This window comes from Amycolatopsis sp. NPDC114484, from assembly GCF_055633755.1.
This window is the reverse complement of record NZ_JBVKDQ010000032.1, coordinates 50,812-74,293: the sequence shown is the minus strand read 5'-3', so window position 1 is coordinate 74,293 and position 23,482 is coordinate 50,812. Positions and strand designations below refer to the sequence as shown.

Below are 23,482 nucleotides of genomic sequence, written 5' to 3'. Positions count from 1 at the left end.
CTCGCTCGACACGCCCAAGACTAGAACACGTTCTCGTTTTTGTCGACGCGGTCTACCCCGAGCGCGCCGTTCAACCCTGCCCGGCGACCGGAAAACACGCAGTCAGCCAGCGAAAGGCCGCTCACATACGACCTGGAACAGATTCCCACTGCGGTGCGTCCGGCGGCGTACAGACCGCGCACGCCGGCCACCGCGCCGGTGTCCTCGTCGACGACCAGACCGCCCAGTGTCAGCATCGGGCACGGGTAGCCGAGGTTCGGTTTCACCGACACGTCGATCAGCGAGTACGGCGGTGTGTCCAGCGGCCGCGCGAAGTCCACCGGTTTGCCCGCCGGGTCCGGGCCCCGCTGATACTCGGCGTAGGTCGCCGCCAGCCCGTCCGGGTCGATTCCGGCTCGCGCAGCCACTTCTTCGATCGTCCCGCCGGTCACCCGGCCCTTGCCGAGCAGATACCGCAGCTGCAGCGTCGCGAACCATTGGCCTTGTTTTCGGCCGTCCCGCCGGGCTTCGGCGACGATCGGCTCGTCGACCAGCAGCCAGCCGCGTCCGCCGTGCTCGGAGATCATGCGTTCGCCGATCGCCGCGCCGTAACGGGATTCGTCGATGATCCGGCGCCCGTCCGCGTCCACCAGCAGACCGCCGAGAAACGCCGACGGCGGCGTGAGAAACCGCCACGCCGACACCCGATCCAGCTCCGCCGTGCGCCCGCCGACCTCGACGCCCATCTGAATGCCGGAACCGTCATCGGCGGAGGTCCCGAGATCCAGCCCGCCGCGATACGCGGGCGCGTGCTCCCGCACCATCGCCCGGTTCACGATGAACCCGCCCGCCGCCAGCACAACGCCCCGGCGCGCACTGATCCGCAGCTCACGCGCGTGCTTGCGCTCAATTCTTTCGACCCGCCGATGCAGCGACCGACGCAGCGCAGGCACGTAAATACCCGGCTTCGCCGCCCAATCCGCGAGCCGCGCGTGCCGCGCCCGCACCCACGAAGGCGCGTCGCGCAAGCTGTGCGTGAGCACCCCGGTGACCGTGCCCGAGTCGTCGGTGATCAGGTTCACCGCCTGCGTCTGCGGCAGCACCCGCACCCCGCGCTCCCGGGCCGCCGCCAGCAACTGCTTCATCAGCAGCTTCCCGGACGTGCCCGGCCCCTTGACCCGGTGCCCGCGCGGCGCGGGTTTCGCCACGTCACGGAAGCCGCCGGACAGTTCGCTGCCGGAGTAATACAGATAGTGCTTGTTGCTGGGATACGACGTCTTGTAGCCGCACATGCTGCCCTCGAACGGCACGCCTTGCCGCTCCAGCCACGCCACCATGTCGACGCTTTCCTCGCAGAACCGCCGCAACGTCCGTTCCGACACGACGTCGCCGGTTTCCATCCGCAGGTACGCGTACATCGCGTCCACGCTGTCGTCGACGCCCGCGGCGCGCTGCTGCGGCGTCCCTCCCCCGGCGTAGACCACGCCGCCGCTGACGCGACTGGCCCCGCCGCCGGAGAACCGGTCGACCAGCAGCACCTCAGCGCCCGCGTCGGCCGCTTCGATGGCCGCGCACACGCCGGCCGCTCCGGCTCCGATGATCACGACGTCCGCCCCGAGCTCGTCCATAGTCCGCCACCCTAGAACTGGAACACGTTCTCGTCTATGGTGACGGAAGTGGCCCCGAGCAGGCCAGCTATAGCCGATAACACGTTGCATGTGAGGTGGCATGTCGGACGAGTACGACGTGGTGGTGGCCGGCAGCGGCGCCGCCGGGATGACCGCCGCGCTCGCCGCCGCCCATCGCGGCCTTTCCGTGGTGGTGCTGGAAAAGGCAGCCCGCTTCGGCGGTTCGACCGCCCGCTCCGGCGGGGGCGTCTGGCTGCCCGGCAACCACGCGCTGCGGGCCGCGGGCATCGAAGAATCCCCCGAACGCGCGAGGCAGTACCTGGAGTCGATCGTCGGCGACGTCGTGCCGGAGCGGCTGCGCACGACCTTCCTCGACCACGGTCCCGAGGTGCTGGAGTTCGTCACGCGGAACACGCCGCTGGAGTTCCAATGGGTGCCGGGATACAGCGACTACCACCCCGAGGCGCCCGGCGGACGTCCCGGCGGCCGGTCCGTGGAGCCCAAGCCGCTCGACGGCAAACTCCTCGGCGCCGACCTCGCGCGGCTCGAACCGCCCTACAGCGCGCCGCCGCTCGGCGTGCCGATCACCCAGTCGGACTACCGCTGGCTGAGCCTGATCGCCCGGCATCCGCGCGGGTTCGCCCGGATGCTGTCGCTCGGGATGAAATGGCTGGTCGGCCGGGTCCGCGGACAGCAGCCGCTGTCCATGGGGCAAGCGCTTGCGGCCGGGCTGCGGAAGGGCCTGCGGGACGCGGGCGTCGAGGTGCTGCTGGACACGCCGCTGGTCGATCTGCAGGTGGAAAACGACGTCGTCACCGGCATCGTGGCCCGGCGCGACGGTGTCGAAACGCTGTTCCGTGCGCGGCGCGGCGTGGTGCTGGCCTGCGGCGGCTTCGAGCACAACGAAGAGATGCGCACCAAATACCAGCGCGCGCCGATCGGCACCGAATGGACCGTCGGCGCGGAGGCGAACACCGGCGACGGCATCAACGCCGGGCTCAAGCTCGGCGCGGCGACCGACCTGATGGACGACGCCTGGTGGGGCCCGTCGTTCCCGCTCACCGGCGGCCCGTGGTTCGCGCTCGCCGAGCGTTCGCGGCCCGGCTGCCTGATGGTCGACGCCGCCGGTACGCGGTTCGTCAACGAATCCGCGCCGTACGTCGAGGCCGTGCACGCGATGTACGGCGACGGCGACGGCCCGGGCAAGCACGTCCCCGCGTGGCTGGTGTTCGACCAGCGCTACCGCGACCGCTACCTGTTCACCGGCCTCGGCCCGCGGCAGCCGCTGCCCGGGCGCTGGTACAAGGCCGGGATCGTGGCGAAGTCCGCGACGCTGGCCGGGCTCGCCGAGAAGATCGACGTGCCCGCCGAAGCGCTGGAGCAGACCGTCACGCGGTTCAACGGCTTCGCGCGCAAGGGCGTCGATGACGATTTCCAGCGCGGGCTCAGCGCTTACGACCACTACTACGGCGACCCGCGCAACCGCCCCAACCCGAGCCTCGGCGAACTGGCCAAGGCCCCCTACTACGCGGTCCGCGTGGTGCCCGGCGACCTGGGCACCAAGGGCGGGCTGCGGATCGACGAAAACGCTCGCGTGCTGCGAGAGGACGGCACGGTCGTGCCCGGCCTCTACGCGGCGGGCAACACCGGCGCGCCGGTGATGGGCCGGACCTACGCCGGACCGGGCGCGACCATCGGCCCGGCGATGGTGTTCGGCTACCTTGCGGCACAGGCGCTGGCGAACGAAGATCAGACCGGCACGGGAGGCAGGCAGTGACGCCGAAGACCGATGGATCCGAGATCCGCACGATCGACGCCGGGGCGCCCCCGGCGCGGTACGCCCGCGGCTGGCACTGCCTCGGGCTCGCCGACAGCTTCCGCGACGGCGAACCGCACGCGGTGCAGGCGTTCGGCACGAAGCTCGTCGTGTTCGCCGACACCGCCGGGAAGCTGAACGTGCTCGACGGGTACTGCCGGCACATGGGCGGCGATCTCACCCAGGGTTCGGTGAAGGGCGACGAGGTCGCCTGCCCGTTCCACGACTGGCGGTGGGGCGGCAACGGCAAGTGCAAGTCGATCCCCTACGCCAAACGGGTCCCGCTGCGGGCGCGCACCCGGTCGTGGCAGGTGCTGGAGGAGAACAAGCAGCTGTTCGTCTGGCACGACCCGGAGGGCAACCCGCCGCCGGAGAACATCGTGATCCCGCGCGTCGAGGGCGCGTTCAGCGACGAGTGGAGCAACTGGACCTGGGACTCGATCCTCATCGAGAACGCCAACTGCCGCGAGATCATCGACAACGTGGTGGACATGGCGCACTTCTTCTACATCCACTACGCCTTCCCCACGTATTTCAAGAACGTGTTCGAGGGCCACATCGCGACCCAGTACCTCAACACCAAGGGCCGCCCGGACATGGGCATGGCGTCCAATTACGGCGGCGAGGAAAACCTGCTCCGCTCGGAGGCGTCGTATTTCGGGCCCTCCTACATGATCAACTGGCTGGTGAACTCCTTCCAGGGCTTCGAAATCGAGAACGTGCTGATCAACTGCCACTACCCGGTTTCGCCGACGTCGTTCGTGCTGCAGTGGGGCATCATGGTCAAGAAGATGCCCGGCATTTCCGACGAGCACGCGGACAAGATCGCCCAGAAGCTCGCGAAGGGCATCGGCGTCGGATTCCTGCAGGACGTGGAGATCTGGAAGAACAAGACCAAGATCGACAATCCGCTGCTGTGCGAGGAGGACGGCCCGGTCTACCAGCTGCGCCGCTGGTACGACCAGTTCTATGTGGACGCCGCGGACGTCACCGAAGACATGACGCGCCGGTTCGAGTTCGAAGTGGACACCACGAAGGCGAACGAGGTGTGGGCGGCCGAGGTTCAGGAAAACCTGGCACGCCAGCGGGCGGAGGCCGAGGCGGCGGCCCAGTCGGAGGAGGCTGGGGTGTGACCGCCGAAGCCACCGAATTCCTCACCTCCGGGCTGCGGCCGCACGAATGCCGCAGCTGCGGAACCTGTGTGCTGGTCAAGAAAAACAGCCTGAAGCACACCAGCATCCAGTGGACCACCGACGCCGCGACCAGCTGTCCGGTGTTCGCCGCGCACGCCGCTTCCGGCGGCAACACCGCGCTGCTGGACACCTGCGAGAAACTCGCGGACAGCATCGACAGCGCGGTGCGCGACGGCAATTTCGGGCAGGTGCGCAATGACTGACGTCGTCACGCTCACCGTCGCCGAGGTGATCGAGGAAACCGCGGACGCCCGGTCCATTGTGTTCACCGTTCCGAAAGAACACGCCGAGCGGTTCGCCTACTCCCCCGGCCAGTTCCTCACGTTGCGGATTCCCAGCGACCAAACGGGTTCTGTCGCGCGGTGCTACTCGCTCTCCAGCGCGCCGCACGAGGGCCGGGTGCAGGTCACGGTGAAGCGGACCGTCGACGGGTACGGCTCGAATTGGGTCTGCGACGAGCTCAGGGTGGGCGCGACGATCGACGTGCTGCGGCCGTCCGGCGTGTTCTGTCCGTCCTCTTTGGACTCGGACTTCCTGTTGTTCGCCGCGGGCAGCGGGATCACGCCGGTGCTGTCGATCCTCAAGTCCGCACTGGAAAAGGGCGGCGGACAGGTGGTGCTGGTCTACGCCAACCGCGACGAGAAGTCGGTGATCTTCGCCGGGGAATTGCGCGAACTGGCCGAGCGGTTCGGCGACCGGCTCACCGTGGTGCACTGGCTGGAAAGCTTGCAGGGCCTGCCGACCGTCACCGCGTTGCGAACGCTGGCCAAGCCTTTCGCGGAGTACGAGGCGTTCCTCTGCGGCCCGGCTCCGTTCATGGCCGCCGCGCAGGACGCGTTGCGCGAACTCGGCGCGCCGCGGGAACGCGTGCACGTGGAGAAGTTCCACTCCCTCACCGGGAATCCCTTCGCCGACGAACCGGACCCCGTAGCCGACACAGAGGACGCCGGCGGCGAGACCACCGCGCTCACCGTCGACCTCGACGGCGAGACCCGGCAGCTGTCCTGGCCGCGGCAGCGGAAGCTGCTCGACCACCTGCTCGCCGAGGGCCTCGACGCGCCGTATTCCTGCCGCGAGGGCCAGTGCAGCGCGTGCGCGTGCCGCATCACCTCCGGCGAGGTGAAGATGCTCAACAACGAGGTGCTGGACGCCGACGACATCGCCGACGGGATCGTGCTGGCCTGCCAATCGGTACCGTTGACCGACGAGGTGTCCGTCAGCTACGAGTGAGTGGAGAGTCCGTGCCCATCGATCCCGCGGTCGCGATCGGCGCCGATCTCGGCGAGATCAGCTTCGCTTGGACGCCGTCCGACGTGCTGCTGTACCACCTGGCCATCGGCGCGGGCGCGGATCCGATGGACGAGCGCGAACTGCGCTATACCTACGAGCGCGACCTGCGCGTGCTGCCGACCTTCGCCACCGTCGCGGCTAATCTGCGCACCTTCGAGCCGCCGACGCTGAAGTTCCCCGGCGTCGACGTCGACCTGGCGAAAGTGCTCATCGGCAAGCAGGAAATCGAGCTGCACCAGCCAGTCCGGGCCGAGGGCAAGGCCGTCGCGCGCACCCGGATCGCCGACGTCCTCGACAAGGGCAAGGCCGCGGTGCTGGTGCAGGAGACCGAGGTCGCCGACGAGTCCGGCACTCCCTTGTGGACAGCCCGGACCAGCATCTTCGCCCGCGGCGAGGGCGGCTTCGGCGGCGAACGCGGAACGTCGGACAAGATCGAGCTGCCCAGCCGCGAACCGGACGCGGTGCTCGACGTGCCCACCCTTCCCCAGCAGGCGCTTTTGTACCGGCTGTGCGGCGACCGCAACCCGCTGCACGCCGATCCGGCGTTCGCCGAGGCCGCCGGATTCGACCGGCCGGTCCTGCACGGGCTGTGCACGTTCGGCATGGTCGGCAAGGCCGTGGTCGACGCGTTCCTCGACGGCGATCCCGCGCGTGTCTCGGCATTCGGGACGAAGTTCGCCGGCGTCGTGTTCCCCGGCGAAAACCTGCGCGTGCGCGTGTGGCGCGAAAACGGGCGTCTGCTGGTCACGACCACCGCGCCGGAACGCGACGACGCGCCTGTGCTGGCCGACACAGTGCTGACGCCCCGCTGAGCATCGGGACCGTTATACGGTTGTCCCATGGCGGACGAGCGAGACGGCACCTTCTTCGTGGTGCGCGGGCCAGTCGAGCCGGGCGACAAGCGCGGCCGTGAGCTGGGCTTCCCCACCGCGAACATCGCGCTGCGCGACCAGCGCGGCGAACTCGGCGACGGGGTGTGGGCCGGCTGGGCGGAGCGCGCGGACGGCACGCGCGTGGCCGCCGCGGTGTCGGTGGGCCGCCGCCCGACCTACTACGGAGCCGACGGCTACCGGCTGGTCGAAGCCTTCCTGCTCGATTTCGAGGGCGACCTGTACGGCGAGCACCTCACCGTCTGGCTCGGCAAGCACCTGCGGGACCAGCAGGGTTTCGGTTCCGCGCGGGAACTGATCGATGCACTGGGCCGCGACGTGGCCGCGGCTCGCGAGTGGGTCGCCGCGCATCCCGCGGACACGCTGCCGAAGCTGGCGGAACTGCCGCCGGACGGCGAAGTCCAGCGGCTGGGTTGATTCACGTCGCGGCGAGCAGGATGACGCCCGCATCCATCGCGGCACGGCATGACGCACCGGCCACGCTCTCGCCACGGGCGCACTGCCGAAACTCGCCGAACTCCCATCAGGCGGCGAAGTCCAGCGGCTGGCCTGATCCATCCGGGTCGATTCACACCGCCGCGAGCAGCATGACCCCCATGCCCGCACCCATCGCGGCGCGACACAAAGTTCGCGACGCCTGCCCCGGCACCGTCGTGCCACGCGAGCGCATCGCCACCACGCCCGAGCGGACCGCGTCTACCGCGAAGCAGGCCGCCCCGCCCAACGCGACCACCGGCCATGCCAGCCTGGTGTCCATTGTGGACATCGTGAGCCAGGGCCCGTGCACCATGCCGCCGTGCGGCATCGCGGTGACCATGTACAACATCGCCGCCGCGGAAAGCGCGTGGTGCGCGCAGCCGTGTCCCTCGGCGCGACCTCGCCACGCGGAGTAGGCGAACCAGCCCGCGGTCAGCACCAGCACCGCCTGCCAGCCCGCCGCCGGGATCGGACCGCCGACCGGCGACAGCATCGCGACCATCGCGACGACCAGCAGCAGTTCGGCGAGGTCTCCGTCGCGCACCCGATGACCGAGGCTGACGTAGTCGAGCTTCACCAGCCGCAGCACGCACGGCAGCGCCAGCAACGCGAACAGCGCGGTGAACAGCCAGGCCAGCGGGACGGTCACCTCGGCACCTCACTCCTCCGGACACGCTGCGTCACCCGGTCCTTACCACCGTGGCACGCGCGAGGCGGGAGGCACCAGCCAGCAATGAGGTGATCCGCGTTGACCCACAAGGGCTATGCGCGGGCCGACAAGCCCAGCTCAGGCCGCTATCCTCGGCCGATGCGCCCGCTGAGATACTCCGTCAACGTCACGCTGGACGGCTGCTGCGACCACCTCGCCGGCATCGCCCCGGACGAGGAGATGCACCGGCACTCGGCCGAAATCATCGCCCGCGCCGACGCGCTCCTGTTCGGCCGCGTGATCTACGAAATGATGGAAGCGGCGTGGCGGCCGTCCGCGCAGTCCGGCGAACGGCCGGACTGGATGGCACCGTTCGGCCGGACCATCGACGCGGCCAAGAAGTACGTCGTGTCCAGCAAGCTCGAGCACGTGGACTGGAACGCCGAACTCGTGCGCGGCGATCTGCGGGAAGCGGTGCTGCGGCTCAAAGACCAGCCCGGCGAGGGGTTGTACACCGGCGGCTTGCGGCTGCCGCTCGCGCTGGCCGCGATGGGGCTGATCGACGAGTACGAGTTCGTGGTGCACCCCCGGATCGCGGGACACGGGCCGACCTTGTTCGCCGGGTTGCCGGAGCACTTCGACCTGAAACTCGTGGACCGGCTGGAGTTCTCCTCCGGAGCCGTGGCGATGCGGTACGTGCCCAAGGCCACTCAGCGAGCCTGAGTCAATACCAGCCCGCTCGTCGGGACGCCCGTTCCGGCCGTGACCACCGCGGTACCGGCGTTGGCGACCTGGTTCGCCGCGGTGCCGCGCAGCTGCCGGACCGCCTCGGCGATGCCGTTCATGCCGTGGATGTACGCCTCGCCGAGCTGGCCGCCGTGCGGGTTGAGCGGCAGTTTCCCGCCGATGCCCAGCGTGTCGCCCGCGATGAAGTCCTTCGCCTCGCCGCGACCGCAGAACCCCAGTTCCTCCAGCTGCATCAGCACGTACGGGGTGAAGTGGTCGTACAGCACCGCGACGTCCACATCGGACGGACCGATCCCGGACTGGCCCCACAGCTGCCGTCCGACCACGCCCATTTCCGGCAGCGCGGCGAGCTCGTCACGGTAGTAACTGGTCATCACGTACTGGTCCGGCCCGCTCCCCTGCGCCGCCGCCGAGACCGCCACCGGGGACTGCCGGAGGTCGCGCGCGCGTTCGAGGCTGGTGATCACCAGCGCGACGCCGCCGTCGCTTTCCTGGCAGCAATCGAGCAGGTGCAACGGTTCCGCGACCCAGCGCGAAGCCTGGTGCTCCTCCAGCGTGATCGGCCTGCCGTGGAACCAGGCGTTCGGATTGGTCGCCGCGTGCGCCCGGTCGACGACCGCGATCTTGCCGAAATCCTCGCTGGTAGCCCCGTATTCGTGCAGATACCGCTGCGCGACCATGGCCACCGTCGCGGCCGGGGTCGCGATGCCCATCGGGTAGTGGAACGCGTTGTCCACTCCGGACGTATTCACCTGCTGCGCCGCCGCCGCGGAAACGCGCCCGAAGCGCATACCGGAACGCTCGTTGAACGCCCGGTACGCCACCACGACGTCGGCGATCCCGCTCGAGACGGCCATGGCCGCCTGCTGCACAGTCGCCGCCGCCGCGCCGCCGCCGTAATGCACGCGGCTGAAGAAGGTCAGTTCCGGGACGCCCAGTTCGCGGGCGAGCGCGATTTCCGCGTTGCCGTCCATGGTGAACGACACCATGCCGTCCACATCGGACGGTTTCAGCCCGGCATCGGCCAGCGCGTGGCTCACGCACTCGGCCGCCAGCCGCAGCTCGCTGCGTCCGGAATCCTTGGAGAACTCCGTCGCGCCGATCCCGGCGATGGCGGTGGTTCCGGTGAACGTCATGCGCCCTCCTCCGGCAGCGTCAGCGAAACCGTGCCGGTCACGTGCGCACCTAGACTGTCCACAGCGGACACTTCGAGCTCGACCTCGTTGCCGTCGCGGGCGGTGACCCGGCCGGAGAAAGTGAGCGTGTCCCCGGCGTAGCACGGCACGCCGAGCCGGATTTTGATCGAGCGAATGAGCGCCTGCGGACCGGCCCAGTCACTCACATACCGCTGCACGAGCCCGGTGTCAGTAAGGATGTTGACGAAGATGTCCTTCGACCCGCGTTTGACCGCGGCGTCGCGATCATGGTGCACGTCCTGGAAATCCCGCGTCGCCAGCGCGGTGCTGATCACGAACGTCGGCGTCGCCTCGAGCACCATCGGCGGCAGTTCGGTCCCGACTGCGGCAGTCATCGCGCCACCTTCCACGCGGGCAGGGTCAGGTCGTCGTCGACGCGCACGAAAGCTGCGGTCACCGGAAGTCCGATGCGAACCTCGTCCGGTTCGGCGTCGAGCAGTTCGGCCATCACCCGCACGCCTTCCTCCAGCTCGACCAGCGCGACCACGAACGGCAGCCGTTTGCCCGGCACCGCCGGGTGGTGGTGCACGACGAAGCTGTAAACCGTCCCGCGCCCGCTGGCGACGACGTAGTCCGGCACCGTGTCGAGCGATCCGTCCGGCGGCATCGGACCGGGCGGATGCCGCAGCACGTCGCCCCAGCGCTGGATGCGCAGTTCGCCTTCACGCAGACCGTCCCAGAAGAATTTCGTGTCGTGGCTGACCACCGGCCGCAGCACCGGCGACGGCGGCGGTTCCGGTTCGCGCGGACGGAACATCAGCACGCGGAACACCATGTCCGCCACCAGTTCCCCGTCCACGTACCAATTCGTGCGGGTGGTCACGAACCAGCCCTCGCCGAGCCCGGTGCGCTTCGGGCCGGTGACGTCCTCCAGCGTGTTCGTGGTCGAAACGTGCTCGCCGGGCCGCAGGTACCGGTGATAGGTCTGCTCGGAGTTGGTGGCCACGATGGAGGTGAACCCGGCCTCGCCGAGCACGTTCATGATCGCGGCGAGCGGATCGTCGCTCCCGCGCACGCCGTGCAGCCCCGGCATCGTCCACACCTGCGCCATCGCCGGCGGCGCGACCAGTCCCTTGTGGACACTCGTTTCGGCGAAGTCCGCGTCGGTGTACACCGGGTTGGCGTCGCCGATCGCCTCGACCCAGTTGTTCACCATCGCCTGGTTCACCGGATCGCGCGCGTACCTCGGCGCGCTTTCGCCCTGTGCGGCGATTTTCGCGGCGGCTTCCTCGATCGTCATCGCGGCACCCTCGGCAGTTTCAGTCCGGCGGAGGCGATCAATTCGCGCTGGATCTCGCTGACGCCTCCGCCGAACGTCAGCACCAGGTTCCGTTTCGCCAGCACGTCGAGCCATTCGGCGAGTTCCGCGGTGTCCGGGTCGGCGAGGTCGCCGTGCCGTCCGACCAGCTCCTCCAGCAGCCTCCCGATCCGCTGGATTCGCTCGGAGGCGAACACTTTCGTCGCCGAGGCGTCGGCGATCTCGACCGACCCGTGCGCCGCTGCCGCCGCGACCTGCCAGTTCAGCAGTTCGTTGACCCGCGCGACCGCGAACGTCTCGGCCAGCACCGCGCGCACGTCCGGGAGGTCGAGCAGCGCCGCGCCGTCCGGGGTCCGGCGCGCCGCCGCCCACGCCCACACGCGGTCGTGCAGGCCGCCGACGCGCCCGGCCGGCCCGAGCATCACGCGCTCGTGGTTGAGCTGCGTCGTGATCAGCCGCCAGCCGCGGTTTTCCTCTCCCACCAGCATGTTCGCCGGCACTCGGACGTTCTCGTAGAACGTCGCGTTGACGTGGTGCGCGCCGTCGCAGGTGATGATCGGCGTCCACGAATAGCCGGGGTCGCGGGTGTCGACGATGAGGATCGAGATGCCCTTGTGCTTCGGCGCGTCCGGGTCGGTGCGCACGGCGAGCCACACGTAGTCCGCGTCGTGGCCGCCGGTGGTGAAGGTTTTCTGGCCGTTGATCACGTAATCGTCGCCGTCGCGCACCGCGCGGGTGCGCAGCGAGGCGAGGTCCGTCCCGGCTTCCGGCTCGGTGTAGCCGATGGCGAAGTGCACTTCTCCGGCCAGGATCTTCGGCAGGAACATGGCTTTTTGTTCCTCGGTGCCGAATGCCTGCAGCGTCGGACCGACCGTCTGCAGCGTCACCGACGGCAGCTGGACATCCGCGCGAGCGGCTTCGTCCACGAAGATGTGCTGCTCGATCTCGCCGAAACCGCCGCCGCCGTACTCCTTGGGCCAGCCGACGCCGAGCTTTCCGTCGCGGCCCATCCGGCGCACGACGTCGCGGTACACCTTCCCGTGCCGCTCCCGCAGCAACGCCCGGCGCTCGTCGGCGGTCAGCAGGCCGGCGAAGTACTCGCGCAGCCGCGCCCGCAGTTCTTGTTGCGCGGCCGTCAGTTCGATGTGCATGCTCATCCCGCCACTCGTTCGCCCAGCCTGCCGAGCCGGTGTGCCGCTCCCCCGACCGCGCGGCCGAGATCCTTCACCGCCGAGGAATACCGGTGCAGCGGATAAGTGCGGTCGACGCCGACGCCGCCGTGCAGGTGATGACAGATCGCCAGTGCGGACGGCGCTTCCTCGGCCAGCCAGTACGCCGCGACGTCCAGCTCGGTGTCCGCGTCCAATCCGGACGCCAGCCGCCACACCGCCGACAGCGCGGCCAGGTGCACGGTGCGGGAAGCGACATAGACGTCCGCGATTTGCTGGGCCACTGCTTGGAAAGTCGCAAGTGGACGGCCGAATTGCGTGCGCTCGCCGACATGTTTGGCCGTCAACGCCAGCGCCCCGGCAAGCAGTCCGTCGCCGAGCGCGAGCGCTCCTGCCAACGCGTAGCGGTGCAGCGTATGCAACGCATGCCCAGGAGTGCGGTCACGCAGGAAGTCCGCTTCGCTCACCCGCGCGCCCTCGAACCGCACCGTGTATTCGGGCGTCCCGGTCGCGTTGTACGCGGGCAGCACTTCGACACCGTCGGCATGCGGATCCACCAGCGCGACGCCGGTACCGCCCGGCAACGCGATCGGCGTGAGAATCCGGGTCGCCTCAGCGGCGTACGGCACGTGTGTCTTGACGCCGGTCACCGCCCACGCACTGTCCGCCGCCGCACCGCTGGTCCCGGGGATGGAGGTCAGCGGTGCGGACGGCTCGTGCAAGGCAGCAGTGAGAATGCTCTCCCCCGCTGCCGCGGGCGGCAGAAACTCGGCGCGTTGCGCCGGGGTGCCGAGCGCCTCGATCGGCAGGATGCCGAGCGCGAGAACGGCGTACGCGGGCACAGCCGCCGCGGCCCGGCCCACCTCGGTGAGCACCGGGGCGACGCGGTCGACGCCGAGCCCGTCTCCGCCGAGGTCGGCGGGCAAGGGCAGCGCGAGCAGGCCCGCGTCGGCCAGTCCTCGCCACTGGTCCGCGGGCTCGTCGGCCTTCCCGAGCACCTGCGCGGCGAGCGAGGTGATCTCGCTCTGCGTATCGTCGGGGGTGAAGTCCACTCCGGTCTCCCTCCACCTAGGTGGAACACGTTCTATTTTTAGCCGGAATGGGCTGGCTCGGCAACCCCCAGAACTCGGGGTCCGGACAGCAGATCGACCGCGAAGCGGAGAGGGGCGGCACGCCGACGTGGGTGCGGAACAAGTTCTCAAATCAGCGCTGGGCGACGTCGGCTGGCAGGCCACCAGGAAGCTCGCGACCATTCCGCCCACCGCGGGCGTCCCCGACCCGAAGCCGCTGTCCCTGCCCGGCCGCGGCCAGACCGTCGTGGTCGACGTCGGCCCTCGGCACGCGCCCGCGGTGATCCTGCTGCACTCAGTGGCGTGCACCGGCCTGCTCACCTGGTACCCCGCGCTGGAGCGGCTGTCCAAGAACCACCGGGTCGTCGTGTTCGACCAGCGCTGGCACGGCCAGGGCATCCGCTCGCACGAGTTCAGCCTCGACGACTGCGCGGACGACGTGGTCGCGGTCGCGGACGCGCTGGGGATCGACGAGTTCCTGGTCGCGGGCTACTCGATGGGCGGCATGGTCGGCCAGTTGACCGCCCGCCGCTTCCCGGACCGCGTCACCGGCCTGGTCCTGTGCTCGACGGCGAGCAACTTCCGCCGCGGCCTCCGGCAGCGCGTGGCGCTGGACCTGTTCGGCCGCACCCTGCACCTGCTGCGCGACCAAGCCCGCATCGGCCTGGTCCCCGGCGAACCCCGCCGCGAACGCCTCGCCCGGCTGGAGGACCACCGGTGGGCGCTGGAGGAATTCCGCTCGACGAGCCCGTGGGCGATCGCGGTCGCACTGGACGAGATCGGCCGCTTCGATTCGACCCCGTGGCTGCACACCCTCGACCTCCCCGCGGCGGTCGTGGTGACTTCCCGGGACGGATTCATCGCGCCCGCGCATCAGCGGAGCCTGGCCCGGCGGATTCCGGGAGCGGCGACGTATGAGATCCCGGCCGGGCATACCGCGTGTGTCTTCGCGGCGGACCAGTTCGTGGCGGCGCTGATGGCGGCGTGCACTTCGGTGCAGGCCGCGGTGGCTGGGCGGGAGAGGATCGCGGACTCGGCCTGAACAGTCAGGCGGGCCGCCGATCACCATTCACGACAGTCAGTTCGTGACCACCTCGGGTGTGCCTGGGTGCGCGAGCCAGCGGCAGACAGCTCTCCGGAAAGCGGATTTCCGAAGCGCGACGATCTGGACCCTGCGAGGTCACGTCTGACCGGTACAGCGCTCCTGCCCGAAAGACGAGCCGCGGCTGGGCGTGCCGGAACTGGGCGCCTGGCGAGTGGTCCCGGCGCAGGCGAGTACGCCTCGCGAAGCCCGCAGCCAGCGAATGTCCGTAAGCCAAAGCCGATCCCGCCCGAATACCGTGAGGTTCGGCTCCCACGCCTCTAGTACGTCGAAACCAGATCCGCCGGCCGAAGCTCCAGCCGGTACGGCGCCTCCAGCCGCACCACGTCGTCCCCCGTCGCCTCCCCGTCCAGCACGTACTCGCCGCCGGACAGGCGGAAGCAGCTCAGCGTCGGCTCGTTCGGCTCGATCACCCAGTAGTACGGGCAGCCCGCGAGCGCGAGCCGGGCCGGCTTCAGGAAGCGGTCGATGTGCCTGCTCGACGGCGAGACCACCTCGACCGCCAGCACCGGGACGCCGACCAGCGCGCGTTCGGTGAACGTCTCGCGCCGCCCGACCACGACGTCCGGGATCATCACGGTGAACTCGTCGAGCACCACGTCCACCGGCGCGGGGAGGACCTCGCAGTCGGCAGGGCACACCGGGGTGAGCGCGGCCAGGAGGCGCGCGACCACCCGCTGGTGCAGCGGACGCGGGGACGGGCTCACCAGAAGCGTCCCGTCCACCAGCTCGTACCGGCGGCGTTCATCCGAGATCGTCTCCAGGTCCCGACGCGTGAGACGGTCGCCGTGCGCGAACATCGGGACTGTCATCATGCTGCCCCCGCAGGCGGGCCGACCGGAAACGACTCAGCCAGGGTAGTCGGGCACGCGCGGCAGCGCGAACCGTCCCGCGAACGGCGGCCGACCCGGCCAGCCCATTCGCCGCGGGGCTCGTCCGCCAAATCACTCACCGTGCGTCACCGAAACGCGGGGATATCGCCCCGGACAGCCCATCCCTGCCCAGCGAACAGGTTCTTTCACGAAGTCCGGACGATTTATCGAAAACGCAATTCCGCGTCCAGTAAACGGCCATCACGGGATCACCTGCACGTTGCCTGGCCTCGAAAAACCTGCCGTGGCGCATCCCGAAAGGAAACCCTATCATCAGCCGTGGCCGCGTCCCGTGAATGGGTGATTCAGCGGAATTTCACCATTACGCACGCCATTCGCGCTCCGTGATTAACCGGCCGGACCGCTGCGCCGCCTAGGCTGATCGGACGTCCTGGAATTCCGACCATCGGTGGTGGTCATGCCTGCTCCCAGCCGTCCGGCGTCCCTCTTCCGCCTCGACGGCTCCGCGGCGGAAGCCGACCTGCTGACCCCGCTGTCCCCCGAACAGATCAGCGCCGACCGCCCGGTCGACCTGCCCGGCACCCGCGCGCGACTGGTCGCGGGCGCGTTCCGCACCGAGGCCCCGCAATGGCTGCAGCACGCCGAGGCACTCGGCGGCGGTCCGCTCGACCTGCCCTCGACGCTGCCGTTCGCCGTGCTGCTCGTGCCGCGCCCGCCGTGGACCTACGCGGTCACCTGGGGCGCGGGCCATCTCGTGCTCAACGACGAACACGTCGAGCAGGGTTTCGGGCTGCGCTTCGGAATCCGCCGGCTCGACCCGTTCGACCTCGGGCTCGTCGCGAGCGCCGCGCTGGACGTTTCCGCTCGGGCCACCCAGATCTCGATTCCCGGCGGCGGCGAACTGTCCGCGTTCCGGCTCGAACCGTACGGCGACCTCGTGCACCGGCTCGCCGGTTCGGCGGACCTGACCGACCTCACCTACGGCCGGGTTACCGGCAAGCGCTACCGCATCCGCGTCGGCACCTCGCTGTGGGCGCCGCTGGCCAAGGATCCCGAAGCGTTCCTCGCCGATCTCGACGCCGTCGGTGCCGTCGTCGACGAACCGGACGCTGACTCCGCACTGCGGTTCATCGCCCAGACCCGCCCGATGGACCGGCACCACCCGCTCGTGCCCGAACTGGAACGGCGACTCGCCGAAGCACTCGGCGGCAGCGACGCACTCGGCCTCGCCTGGCCGTCCGGCGCCGCGAACGACGCGGAGAACGCCGGTTCGTTCCGCGTCACCGCCCTCGGCCCCGGCGGGCCGATCCACGTCCCCGGCCGCCTGGAACTGGACCGCCTGACCACGCGCCTCGGCGGAATTCCCGTTGAGCGGCGGCTGAAAGCCCTGCGCGCGGGCCGCATCACGACCTGCGCCGACGAGGCCGGCGCGGAACCCGCCGGAGCGCCGCTGCCCGCCGCTCGCTGGCTGGTGTTCGAAACGACTGTCGAGCACACGCGGTACGTCTTCCATCAGGCCCGCTGGTACCGGATCGGCGAGACCTATGTGGCGCAGATGCGGGACCAGGTGCGCGATCTGCTGGCGCGCAAGCACATCTGGCCGGATATCACGTGGAAACCGAGCGGCCAGCCGGACGACGAACATCGGTATTGCCAGCGCGTCGCCGCTCTCGCGCCGGGATACCTGTGCCTGGACAAGGATTTCGCGAGCACTCCCTTGCATCCGCGGTTCGAACTGTGCGATTTGCTGGGTCCCGGCGACGAGCTAATCCACGTCAAATGGCTGGGCCGCGCCACGGCGGCCAGTCACCTCTACACCCAGGCGCTCGTGTCCGCGGAGGCTCTGCACGACGAGCCGGACGCGCTGGCACAGCTGGCCGACAAAGTATCCACATTGGACTCGACGCGGATGTTGGGCGGCGCGCCGGACACCGTCGTGCTCGCCGCCGCCGGACGGGCGTGGAATGTGGACGAGTTGTTCACGCTCTCCCAAGTCGCGCTGTTGAGGCTGGACCGAGCCGTTCGCAGCCTCCGCGCGACACTGAAGTTCGCCGACATTCCTTATACCGCCAAGAAACGCCGACACTAAGCGGGCGAGGCCTTGCTCAACTCGTCCAGCGCCTCCGGCAACGCGTCCGCCAGCGGCCACAAATCCTTCACCAATTCCTTGGCCCCCAGCACCCCCACACCCACTTTGCCGTCGTTCGACAACACCGTGATGTTGAGCCCCGCGCCATGGAACACCGGCCCCAGCGGATACAACCCGGTGATCCGAGCGCCCAGCAAGTACAACGGCATCGGCGGCCCGGGAACGTTCGAGATGATCAGGTTGTGCACCACCGGATGCCGTTCGGCCAGCCGCAGCGCCGAATACGCGCGCACGCCCAGCCCGAACACCGTCGCCGGGGAGAATTGGGCCCAGTCGGCGAGCATGTCGGCGTCGATGTCGTAATGGTGGTCCTTCGCCAGCCGGTTCGCCTCGGCCAGGAAGAACACGCGCGCCGCCGGGTCGGGCAAATGCGTTGGCAGCGAAGCGAAAAAGGCGGACACGCGGTTGCTGCCCTGCTCGCGTTCCGTGCGCTCGTGCACGGACACCGGAACCGTCGCCACCAGCGGATCACCCGGCAATTCGCCGCGGGCGAGCAGGAATTGCCGCAGCGCGCCGGAAACCAGGGCCAGCACCACGTCGTTCACGGTGACGCCGAAAGCGTCCTTCACCTGCTTCACCGCATCGAGGTCCAGCTGCGCGAAAGCGACCGAACGATGCCCGGTGATCGTGCCGTTCAGCGACGTCCGCGGCGCGGTGAACGGCACCGGCATTCCCTTGCCGCGCAAGGTTTTCGCCGCCCACTTCGGCACCAGGCCCAGCAGCTCCGGCAGCAAACGGGCGATCTCGAACGGCCGGTGAAGCAGCGAATCGGCGCTCTCGCGCAGCAGTCGCAGCCGCGTGGGCAAACCGTCGTTGTGTCGCTCGTCCGCGGGCAGCTCCGGCAGCGGCGCGTCGGGTTCGAGCCCGGCGAGGTAGCCGATCAGGCTGGCTCCGCCGACTCCGTCGACGCTCGCGTGGTGCATTTTCAGCAGCACCGCCAGCCGTCCGTCGGACAGCCCCTCGATGACGTAGCACTGCCACAGCGGATGCGCGCGGTCGAGCCGCTGCCCGGCGATGTGCGCGCACATCTCGGCGAGTTCGCGGTCGTCGCCCGGCGCGGGCAGGCCGATCCGGTGCACGTGGTTGTCGAGGTCGAAATCCTCGTCCTCCACCCACACCGGGTGATTCAGGTTCCAGAGTGGATTGTGGAGTTTGCGGCGGAACGCCGGGATCACCGCGACGCGTTCGGCGAGCCGTCGCTTGAACTCGGGGAACGTGTAGCCGCCGGGCATGGTCGAGCCGTCCAGGGTGAGCAGGCCGCAGACGTGCAGGACCTGCGAGGGCGTCTCCAGGTAGAGGAAGCTCGCGTCCAGCCCGCTCAGTCGCTGCATGCCAACCAGCGTAAGGCAGAACCCTGGCCGGGGCGCTCGGCGGAGGTAGCATCGGGCAGGTGAAACCGGACTTCGTGACCCGCCGGGCGGCGCAGCTCGGCCTCGCCGCGCTCGCACTGCGGCCGCCGAAACCGCGGCCGACCTCGATCCCGGTGTTCTTCGCCGGCTGGCTCACCGGCGAGCTCGCGCCGCACCTGCTCGCCCTCACCGCGGCCGACACCGTGCAGCACGTCGCGCGCCACGGGTTGCGCGGTCGCCGCGACCGCGCCGGGCTGGCGTTGGCCGCGCTGTCCGCGGCCGGTTTCGCCTCGCTGATCGCCACCTCGCAGAAGGCGCGCATCGAGGTCGAGTCCGCGCTCGTCGAAGCGCTCGGCGAGGACTACGCCGCCCAGCTCGCGAGCCCGTCGGACTTCTCGACGCCGTGGGGACGGCTGCTGATGCCGTTCCGGATCCACGAACCGGACGTCGTGCGCGACCGGAATGTCGCGTACGCCCCTGGCGGCAAACGGTTCCTGCTGGACGTCTACCGGCCCCGCGAGACGGTCCGAGACGCGCCGGTGCTGCTGCAGATCCACGGCGGCGCGTGGACGATCGGCAACAAGGAACAGCAGGGCCTGCCGCTGATGCGCCACCTCGCGCGCCGCGGCTGGGTCTGCGTGGCGATCAACTACCCGCTCTCCCCCGCGTCGCGCTGGCCGGCGCACATCGTCGCGGCCAAGCAAGCGCTCGCCTGGATCCGGGAACACATCGCGGAGTACGGCGGCGACCCGCGATTCGTCGCGGTGACCGGCGGTTCGGCGGGCGGGCACCTGGCCGCGCTGCTCGCGCTGAGCCAGAACGACCCGGCGCTGCAGCCCGGTTTCGAGGAGGCCGACACGAGCGTGCAGGCCTGCGTGCCGCACTACGGCGTGTACGACATCGCCGCCTCGACCGGCGAGGCGGAAAGCCGGTACCGGCTGGAAAGCCTGATGGCGCGGCGGGTGTTCGCCCCGGAACACCGGCTGGACGACTACCTCGCGGCGTCCCCGATGGACCGGGTCGCCCACGACGCGCCGCCGTTCTTCGTGATCCACGGCAAGCACGATTCGCTCGTGCCGGTCGCCGAGGCACAGGAGTTCGTCGCCCGGCTGCGCGCCAAATCAGCCAATCCGGTGGCGTACGCGGAACTCGCCGGCGCGCAGCACGCGTTCGACGTGTTCCCGTCCATCCGCAGCACGCACGTGGTGCGCGGCGTCGAGCGTTTTCTCGATCGGGCCTGGCTCGACTGGGCCCGCGCTCAGGCGTTGACGCCGGTCAGCGAGAAAAACTCCTGACGCGACCGGGCGTCCTCGCGGAGCGTGCCCATCAGGGCGGACGTGACCGTGGACGAGCCGGTCGCCTGCACGCCGCGCAGGGTCATGCAGGTGTGCTCGGCCTCGATCACCACGCCGACGCCCTTCGGCGCCAGCTGGTCGCCGAGCCAGCCCGCGATCTGCTTCGTCAGCCGCTCCTGCACCTGCGGACGGCAAGCGAAGTATTCGACGATCCGCGCGAGCTTCGACAGCCCGAGGATCCGCTCGCCCGGCAGATACCCGACATGCGCGACGCCGATGAAGGGCAGCAGGTGGTGTTCGCAGACCGACCGGACCGGGATGTCGCGGGCCAGCACCAGCTCGTCGTAGCCCTCGTCGTTGGGGAACGTGGTGAGGTCGAACTCGCGGGGCGTGAACAGCTCGGCGTACGCGCGGGCCATCCGGCCGGGAGTGCCGCGCAGGCTCTCCGAGTCGAGGCTGACGCCGAGCGCGCGCAGGAAGTCCCCCGCCGCGCTTTCGGCCGCGGCCAGGTCCAAGCCGGGATCGGGCTCGTGGACGACGCGGAGGGCGGTTCCGGACGACTGCATGGGCGATCCTCGGGCGGTCGGAGCTGGCAGGACGGTTTTCGCCTACAAATCTTGGTCTTATCGCCCGGCGGAGTCAATGTGACCAGGTGAACAAGCCGGGTGGTGGGTTCGGAGAACCTCGCTGGGCGTTATCGTGGGTGTGTGACGAGTGACCTGGCGACCATCCGCGCGGTAGCGGCGCTGGACGAGGACCTGCGCCGGGGGATGTACGCCTTCATCCGCGGCGCCGGGCGCCCGGTGACGCGCGAGGAGGCGGCCTCGGCGGTCGGCATCTCGCGCAAGCTGGCGGCGTTCCACCTGGACAAACTCGTGACGGCGGGCCTCCTGCGCGCCCGCTACGAGACAGTCGGCGGCGTGCGCAAGGTGGGCCGGGCCCCGAAGGTCTACGAACCCGCCGCGACCGACTTCGCGATCACCATCCCTCCCCGGCACCCGGACGTCCTGGCCTCGATCCTGGTGGACGCGGTCGCCTCAGCGGCTCCGGGAGAACCGGCCCGGGACGCCGCCCTGCGCGAGGCCGGACGGCACGGCGCCGCGGCCGGAGCCGCCGAGCGCGAACGTTCCCGCCCGGGCAGGCTGGGCACGGAACGCGGGCTGACGCTGACGAGCACGGTCCTGTCCCGGCACGGTTTCGAGCCGAACCGCGAGACGCCGGTGTGCCTGCGGATGCGCAACTGCCCGTTCCAGCCGCTGGCGAGGCGCGCGCCGGAACTGGTGTGCGGGATGACCGACCGGTTCCTGACCGGGGTCGTGGAAGGGCTGGAGGTACCGGGGGTGTCGACGGCCCGGGTCGCGCCTCGCGACGGCGGGTGCTGTGTGGAGCTTCGGGGGACCGAGTCAGCCGGGTGACCGGGTCTGGTTCAGCCTGCGGGCGAGGTAGGCGGGGATGTCTTCGAGCTTGACGTGATCGCCGAAGAGGCCAGTGCCGTCTTCGAAGGCGGCGGTGGAGAGATCGCGGGCGACGAACGCTTCGAATCCAGTCCCGTCGAGGTCGAAGGAGAGAAACCAGTTCCAGCCGGTGGTCGGCGCTGAATCCGGGTCCAGCTCCACGAGGACTTTTCGCGCTGGCACGCGGGTTTCGAGGTCGGCTTTCCAGGCTTGGCAGAGGTCGAGCATGATCGGGTGTTGTTGCCGCCATCTGCTGGACTCGGGCTGCACCTCGGCTACCTGGCCGCAGAGGGTCTCGAGCCATTTCGCCAGGCTGCCTTCCGGCGCGTGAATCCGCTCGAGAGAGCTTCTGACCTGCTCCCACTGCACCGCATCCACCCTGCCGTGGTTCGCCGCGACGCTCAGCAAGCCCGCGAACGCCGACTTCGCCTCGACGAGTGCGGACCAAACCTCGAACCCTGCCTCGTCGTCGGGTTGCGAGGGAGGCCGAGAGCTGGCCACCCGGTCGAACATCCTGCGGTACGCGTTCGCTTTCCCCACGCTCGCGAAGCTAGCCGCCAGGCGACACCGCGCGCAGCACCCGCTCCACATGGGCGGCGGGCCAGTCCTCCGTGAACGGCCGGGTGCGCAGCAGCCAGCGGTGGAAAACCGGGCCCAGCAAGAGTTCCGCGCCGTCCTCGGGGCATTCGACCCCGGCGCGGGCCAGGCGGTCCGCGATCGCGCGCAGTTGCGGGCCCAGCAGGCGGTCCAGGACTTCGGAGCCGATGGCCGGATCGGTCTGCAGTTCGGCGGTCACCGCGCGGAGCAGGCGGTCTGTCGCCGGGTCGGTCAGTTCGGCGATCATGCCGCGGACCAACGTTCCCAAGTCCGCGCGCAGATCACCGGTGTCGGGGATGGCGACTTCGCCGGAAGCGTCCAGGCTTTGCTCCAGCAGCGCGTCCAGCAGGACCGCGGCGGGCGACGACCACGTGCGGTACAGCGTTTGCTTCCCGGCGCCCGCGCGGGCCGCGATGCCCTCCATCGTCAGACCGCCGAAGCCCGCTTCTGCGGCTAGGGAGAGCACCGCGGCGTGTACGCGGGCTCGGGTGCTGGCGCGCGCCATGTCAGATCTCCGCGGCGGAGAAACGCTTGTCCTGACGGTAATCCGTCAGCCGCCCCGACAGTGCGGTCGCGACCATCGCGGGGGCGTCGGCACCCGCGAGGACGCGCAGCCGTTGGTCGGCGGGGTCGTCGACGTGCCGCAGGATTTCGGCGGCGATGTCCGCGGGCGGGGTGCCGCCGCCGGTGCCGGTGGTGGCCCACGGAACGGCCGTCGTGCCGAACATCCGCTCGCGCAGCCCGTCGTAGGCCGGGTCCGGGGCGGCGAACCGCATGCTGCCGGTCGCCCATTCGGTGTCCATCCCGCCCGGCTCGACGATGCTCACCCGCACGCCGAATTCCGCGACCTCTTGCGCGATCGCCTCGCTCATTCCCTCCAGCCCCCATTTGCTCGCGCCGTACAGCCCGAATCCCGGCACCGAACCGGCGCCGCCGACCGAAGAGATCTGCACGACGTGGCCCGAGCGCTGCTCACGCAGCACCGGCAGCGCCGCTTGGGTCAGCCACAACGCGCCCAGCAGGTTCGTCTCCAGGATGTCTCGTGCTTCGTCCTCGCCGATCTCCTCGGCCATGCCGACCAGCCCGTACCCGGCGTTGTTCACCAGGAAGTCCAACCGGCCGAACTCGGCCACCGCCCGGTCCACGGTTTCCCGCGCCGCGGCCCGGTTACGCACGTCGAGCACGTGCTCGACGACATTCCGGTGCTCCGGCGCGCTCCCCGCCGTCCGGACGGTCGCCAGCACCCGGTCGCCCGCTTCCGCCGCGGCCAGCGCCAGTGCCCGGCCCAGGCCGCGGCTGGTTCCGGTGATCACCCAGGTTCTCGTCATGCCGCAGACGCTA

At 69.9% G+C, this 23,482-nt stretch carries 24 protein-coding genes; 11 read left to right on the top strand and 13 right to left on the bottom strand.

Annotation, left to right across the window (positions count from 1 at the left end; genetic code table 11):
* Positions 1–20: 20 nt before the first annotated feature.
* Positions 21–1,607, bottom strand: coding sequence for an FAD-binding protein (locus ACZ7SW_RS41585; RefSeq protein WP_470235866.1), 1,587 nt, complete (start codon positions 1,605–1,607; stop codon positions 21–23).
* A 100-nt stretch (positions 1,608–1,707) separates the two neighbouring features.
* Between ACZ7SW_RS41585 and kstD the strand changes: the two genes are divergently transcribed.
* Genes kstD through ACZ7SW_RS41555 form a run of 6 tightly spaced genes read left to right on the top strand, consistent with a single transcriptional unit; the run spans position 1,708 to position 7,213 of the window.
* Complete coding sequence (kstD, locus tag ACZ7SW_RS41580; RefSeq protein WP_470235865.1) at positions 1,708–3,384, top strand: 3-oxosteroid 1-dehydrogenase; 1,677 nt, start codon at positions 1,708–1,710, stop codon at positions 3,382–3,384.
* A complete protein-coding gene (locus ACZ7SW_RS41575) occupies positions 3,381–4,556 on the top strand; it encodes a Rieske 2Fe-2S domain-containing protein (protein ID WP_470235864.1) in 1,176 nt (391 codons plus the stop codon). Before kstD ends, ACZ7SW_RS41575 begins: the two co-directional genes overlap by 4 nt.
* Positions 4,553–4,819, top strand: coding sequence for a hypothetical protein (locus ACZ7SW_RS41570; protein WP_237598713.1), 267 nt, complete (start codon positions 4,553–4,555; stop codon positions 4,817–4,819). Before ACZ7SW_RS41575 ends, ACZ7SW_RS41570 begins: the two co-directional genes overlap by 4 nt.
* Positions 4,812–5,846, top strand: a complete 1,035-nt coding sequence (locus ACZ7SW_RS41565; RefSeq protein WP_470235863.1) for a 2Fe-2S iron-sulfur cluster-binding protein — start codon at positions 4,812–4,814, stop codon at positions 5,844–5,846. The genes ACZ7SW_RS41570 and ACZ7SW_RS41565 overlap by 8 nt, the downstream gene beginning before the upstream one ends.
* 11 nt (positions 5,847–5,857) lie before the next feature.
* Positions 5,858–6,718 (top strand): MaoC/PaaZ C-terminal domain-containing protein, encoded by an 861-nt coding sequence (locus ACZ7SW_RS41560; RefSeq protein WP_470235862.1) that lies wholly within the window; start codon positions 5,858–5,860, stop codon positions 6,716–6,718.
* A gap of 27 nt (positions 6,719–6,745) precedes the next feature.
* Positions 6,746–7,213, top strand: coding sequence for a riboflavin kinase (locus tag ACZ7SW_RS41555; RefSeq protein WP_470235861.1), 468 nt, complete (start codon positions 6,746–6,748; stop codon positions 7,211–7,213).
* Positions 7,214–7,364: 151 nt separating this feature from the next.
* Here the strand turns inward: ACZ7SW_RS41555 and ACZ7SW_RS41550 are convergent, their stop codons facing one another.
* Entirely contained in the window at positions 7,365–7,922 is a 558-nt protein-coding gene (locus tag ACZ7SW_RS41550) for a DUF5134 domain-containing protein (protein WP_470235860.1), read from the bottom strand.
* A 159-nt stretch (positions 7,923–8,081) separates the two neighbouring features.
* Between ACZ7SW_RS41550 and ACZ7SW_RS41545 the strand changes: the two genes are divergently transcribed.
* Complete coding sequence (locus tag ACZ7SW_RS41545; RefSeq protein WP_470235859.1) at positions 8,082–8,645, top strand: dihydrofolate reductase family protein; 564 nt, start codon at positions 8,082–8,084, stop codon at positions 8,643–8,645.
* Here the strand turns inward: ACZ7SW_RS41545 and ACZ7SW_RS41540 are convergent.
* From ACZ7SW_RS41540 to ACZ7SW_RS41520, 5 genes are read right to left on the bottom strand one after another with little or no spacing between them, the layout of a single operon-like run.
* Positions 8,633–9,805 carry a lipid-transfer protein gene (locus ACZ7SW_RS41540; RefSeq protein ID WP_470235858.1) on the bottom strand — a complete coding sequence of 391 codons (1,173 nt, stop codon included), beginning with the start codon at positions 9,803–9,805 and terminating at the stop codon, positions 8,633–8,635. The two genes, ACZ7SW_RS41545 and ACZ7SW_RS41540, sit on opposite strands and share 13 nt — an antisense overlap.
* Positions 9,802–10,200: a MaoC family dehydratase gene (locus ACZ7SW_RS41535; protein WP_470235857.1), complete on the bottom strand. Its 399-nt coding sequence runs from the start codon at positions 10,198–10,200 to the stop codon at positions 9,802–9,804. Before ACZ7SW_RS41535 ends, ACZ7SW_RS41540 begins: the two co-directional genes overlap by 4 nt.
* Positions 10,197–11,105 carry a bifunctional MaoC family dehydratase N-terminal/OB-fold nucleic acid binding domain-containing protein gene (locus ACZ7SW_RS41530; protein ID WP_470235856.1) on the bottom strand — a complete coding sequence of 303 codons (909 nt, stop codon included), beginning with the start codon at positions 11,103–11,105 and terminating at the stop codon, positions 10,197–10,199. Before ACZ7SW_RS41530 ends, ACZ7SW_RS41535 begins: the two co-directional genes overlap by 4 nt.
* The gene (locus ACZ7SW_RS41525; protein ID WP_470235876.1) at positions 11,102–12,274 is read right to left on the bottom strand and encodes an acyl-CoA dehydrogenase family protein; all 1,173 of its coding nucleotides are present in this window, start codon (positions 12,272–12,274) and stop codon (positions 11,102–11,104) included. Before ACZ7SW_RS41525 ends, ACZ7SW_RS41530 begins: the two co-directional genes overlap by 4 nt.
* 2 nt (positions 12,275–12,276) lie before the next feature.
* Positions 12,277–13,344: an acyl-CoA dehydrogenase family protein gene (locus ACZ7SW_RS41520; protein WP_470235855.1), complete on the bottom strand. Its 1,068-nt coding sequence runs from the start codon at positions 13,342–13,344 to the stop codon at positions 12,277–12,279.
* 127 nt (positions 13,345–13,471) lie between these two features.
* Between ACZ7SW_RS41520 and ACZ7SW_RS41515 the strand changes: the two genes are divergently transcribed.
* The gene (locus ACZ7SW_RS41515) at positions 13,472–14,404 is read left to right on the top strand and encodes an alpha/beta fold hydrolase (protein ID WP_470235854.1); all 933 of its coding nucleotides are present in this window, start codon (positions 13,472–13,474) and stop codon (positions 14,402–14,404) included.
* A 320-nt stretch (positions 14,405–14,724) separates the two neighbouring features.
* Here ACZ7SW_RS41515 and ACZ7SW_RS41510 read toward each other — a convergent pair whose 3' ends face one another.
* Positions 14,725–15,264, bottom strand: coding sequence for a Uma2 family endonuclease (locus ACZ7SW_RS41510; protein ID WP_470235875.1), 540 nt, complete (start codon positions 15,262–15,264; stop codon positions 14,725–14,727).
* Positions 15,265–15,754: 490 nt separating this feature from the next.
* On the opposite strand from ACZ7SW_RS41510, the gene ACZ7SW_RS41505 reads away from it, so the two are divergent.
* Positions 15,755–17,386, top strand: coding sequence for a TIGR04141 family sporadically distributed protein (locus ACZ7SW_RS41505; RefSeq protein WP_470235853.1), 1,632 nt, complete (start codon positions 15,755–15,757; stop codon positions 17,384–17,386).
* On the opposite strand, the gene ACZ7SW_RS41500 is transcribed toward ACZ7SW_RS41505, so the two are convergent.
* Positions 17,383–18,777 carry a WS/DGAT/MGAT family O-acyltransferase gene (locus ACZ7SW_RS41500; RefSeq protein ID WP_470235852.1) on the bottom strand — a complete coding sequence of 465 codons (1,395 nt, stop codon included), beginning with the start codon at positions 18,775–18,777 and terminating at the stop codon, positions 17,383–17,385. The two genes, ACZ7SW_RS41505 and ACZ7SW_RS41500, sit on opposite strands and share 4 nt — an antisense overlap.
* Before the next feature lie 59 nt (positions 18,778–18,836).
* Here ACZ7SW_RS41500 and ACZ7SW_RS41495 point away from each other — a divergent pair, with 59 nt between their 5' ends.
* Positions 18,837–20,090: an alpha/beta hydrolase gene (locus tag ACZ7SW_RS41495; RefSeq protein ID WP_470235851.1), complete on the top strand. Its 1,254-nt coding sequence runs from the start codon at positions 18,837–18,839 to the stop codon at positions 20,088–20,090.
* Here ACZ7SW_RS41495 and folE read toward each other — a convergent pair.
* The gene (gene folE / locus ACZ7SW_RS41490) at positions 20,054–20,656 is read right to left on the bottom strand and encodes a GTP cyclohydrolase I FolE (RefSeq protein ID WP_470235850.1); all 603 of its coding nucleotides are present in this window, start codon (positions 20,654–20,656) and stop codon (positions 20,054–20,056) included. The genes ACZ7SW_RS41495 and folE overlap by 37 nt on opposite strands.
* Positions 20,657–20,797: 141 nt before the next feature.
* On the opposite strand from folE, the gene ACZ7SW_RS41485 reads away from it, so the two are divergent.
* On the top strand, positions 20,798–21,505 hold the full coding sequence (locus ACZ7SW_RS41485; protein WP_470235849.1) for a helix-turn-helix transcriptional regulator: 708 nt from the start codon (positions 20,798–20,800) through the stop codon (positions 21,503–21,505).
* Here ACZ7SW_RS41485 and ACZ7SW_RS41480 read toward each other — a convergent pair.
* The 3 genes from ACZ7SW_RS41480 to ACZ7SW_RS41470 are packed head-to-tail and all read right to left on the bottom strand — an operon-like array spanning position 21,494 to position 23,469.
* Positions 21,494–22,084 carry a hypothetical protein gene (locus ACZ7SW_RS41480; protein ID WP_470235848.1) on the bottom strand — a complete coding sequence of 197 codons (591 nt, stop codon included), beginning with the start codon at positions 22,082–22,084 and terminating at the stop codon, positions 21,494–21,496. The two genes, ACZ7SW_RS41485 and ACZ7SW_RS41480, sit on opposite strands and share 12 nt — an antisense overlap.
* 10 nt (positions 22,085–22,094) lie before the next feature.
* Positions 22,095–22,646, bottom strand: coding sequence for a TetR/AcrR family transcriptional regulator (locus ACZ7SW_RS41475; RefSeq protein ID WP_470235847.1), 552 nt, complete (start codon positions 22,644–22,646; stop codon positions 22,095–22,097).
* A 1-nt stretch (position 22,647) separates the two neighbouring features.
* Complete coding sequence (locus ACZ7SW_RS41470) at positions 22,648–23,469, bottom strand: SDR family NAD(P)-dependent oxidoreductase (protein WP_470235846.1); 822 nt, start codon at positions 23,467–23,469, stop codon at positions 22,648–22,650.
* Positions 23,470–23,482 lie beyond the last annotated feature (13 nt).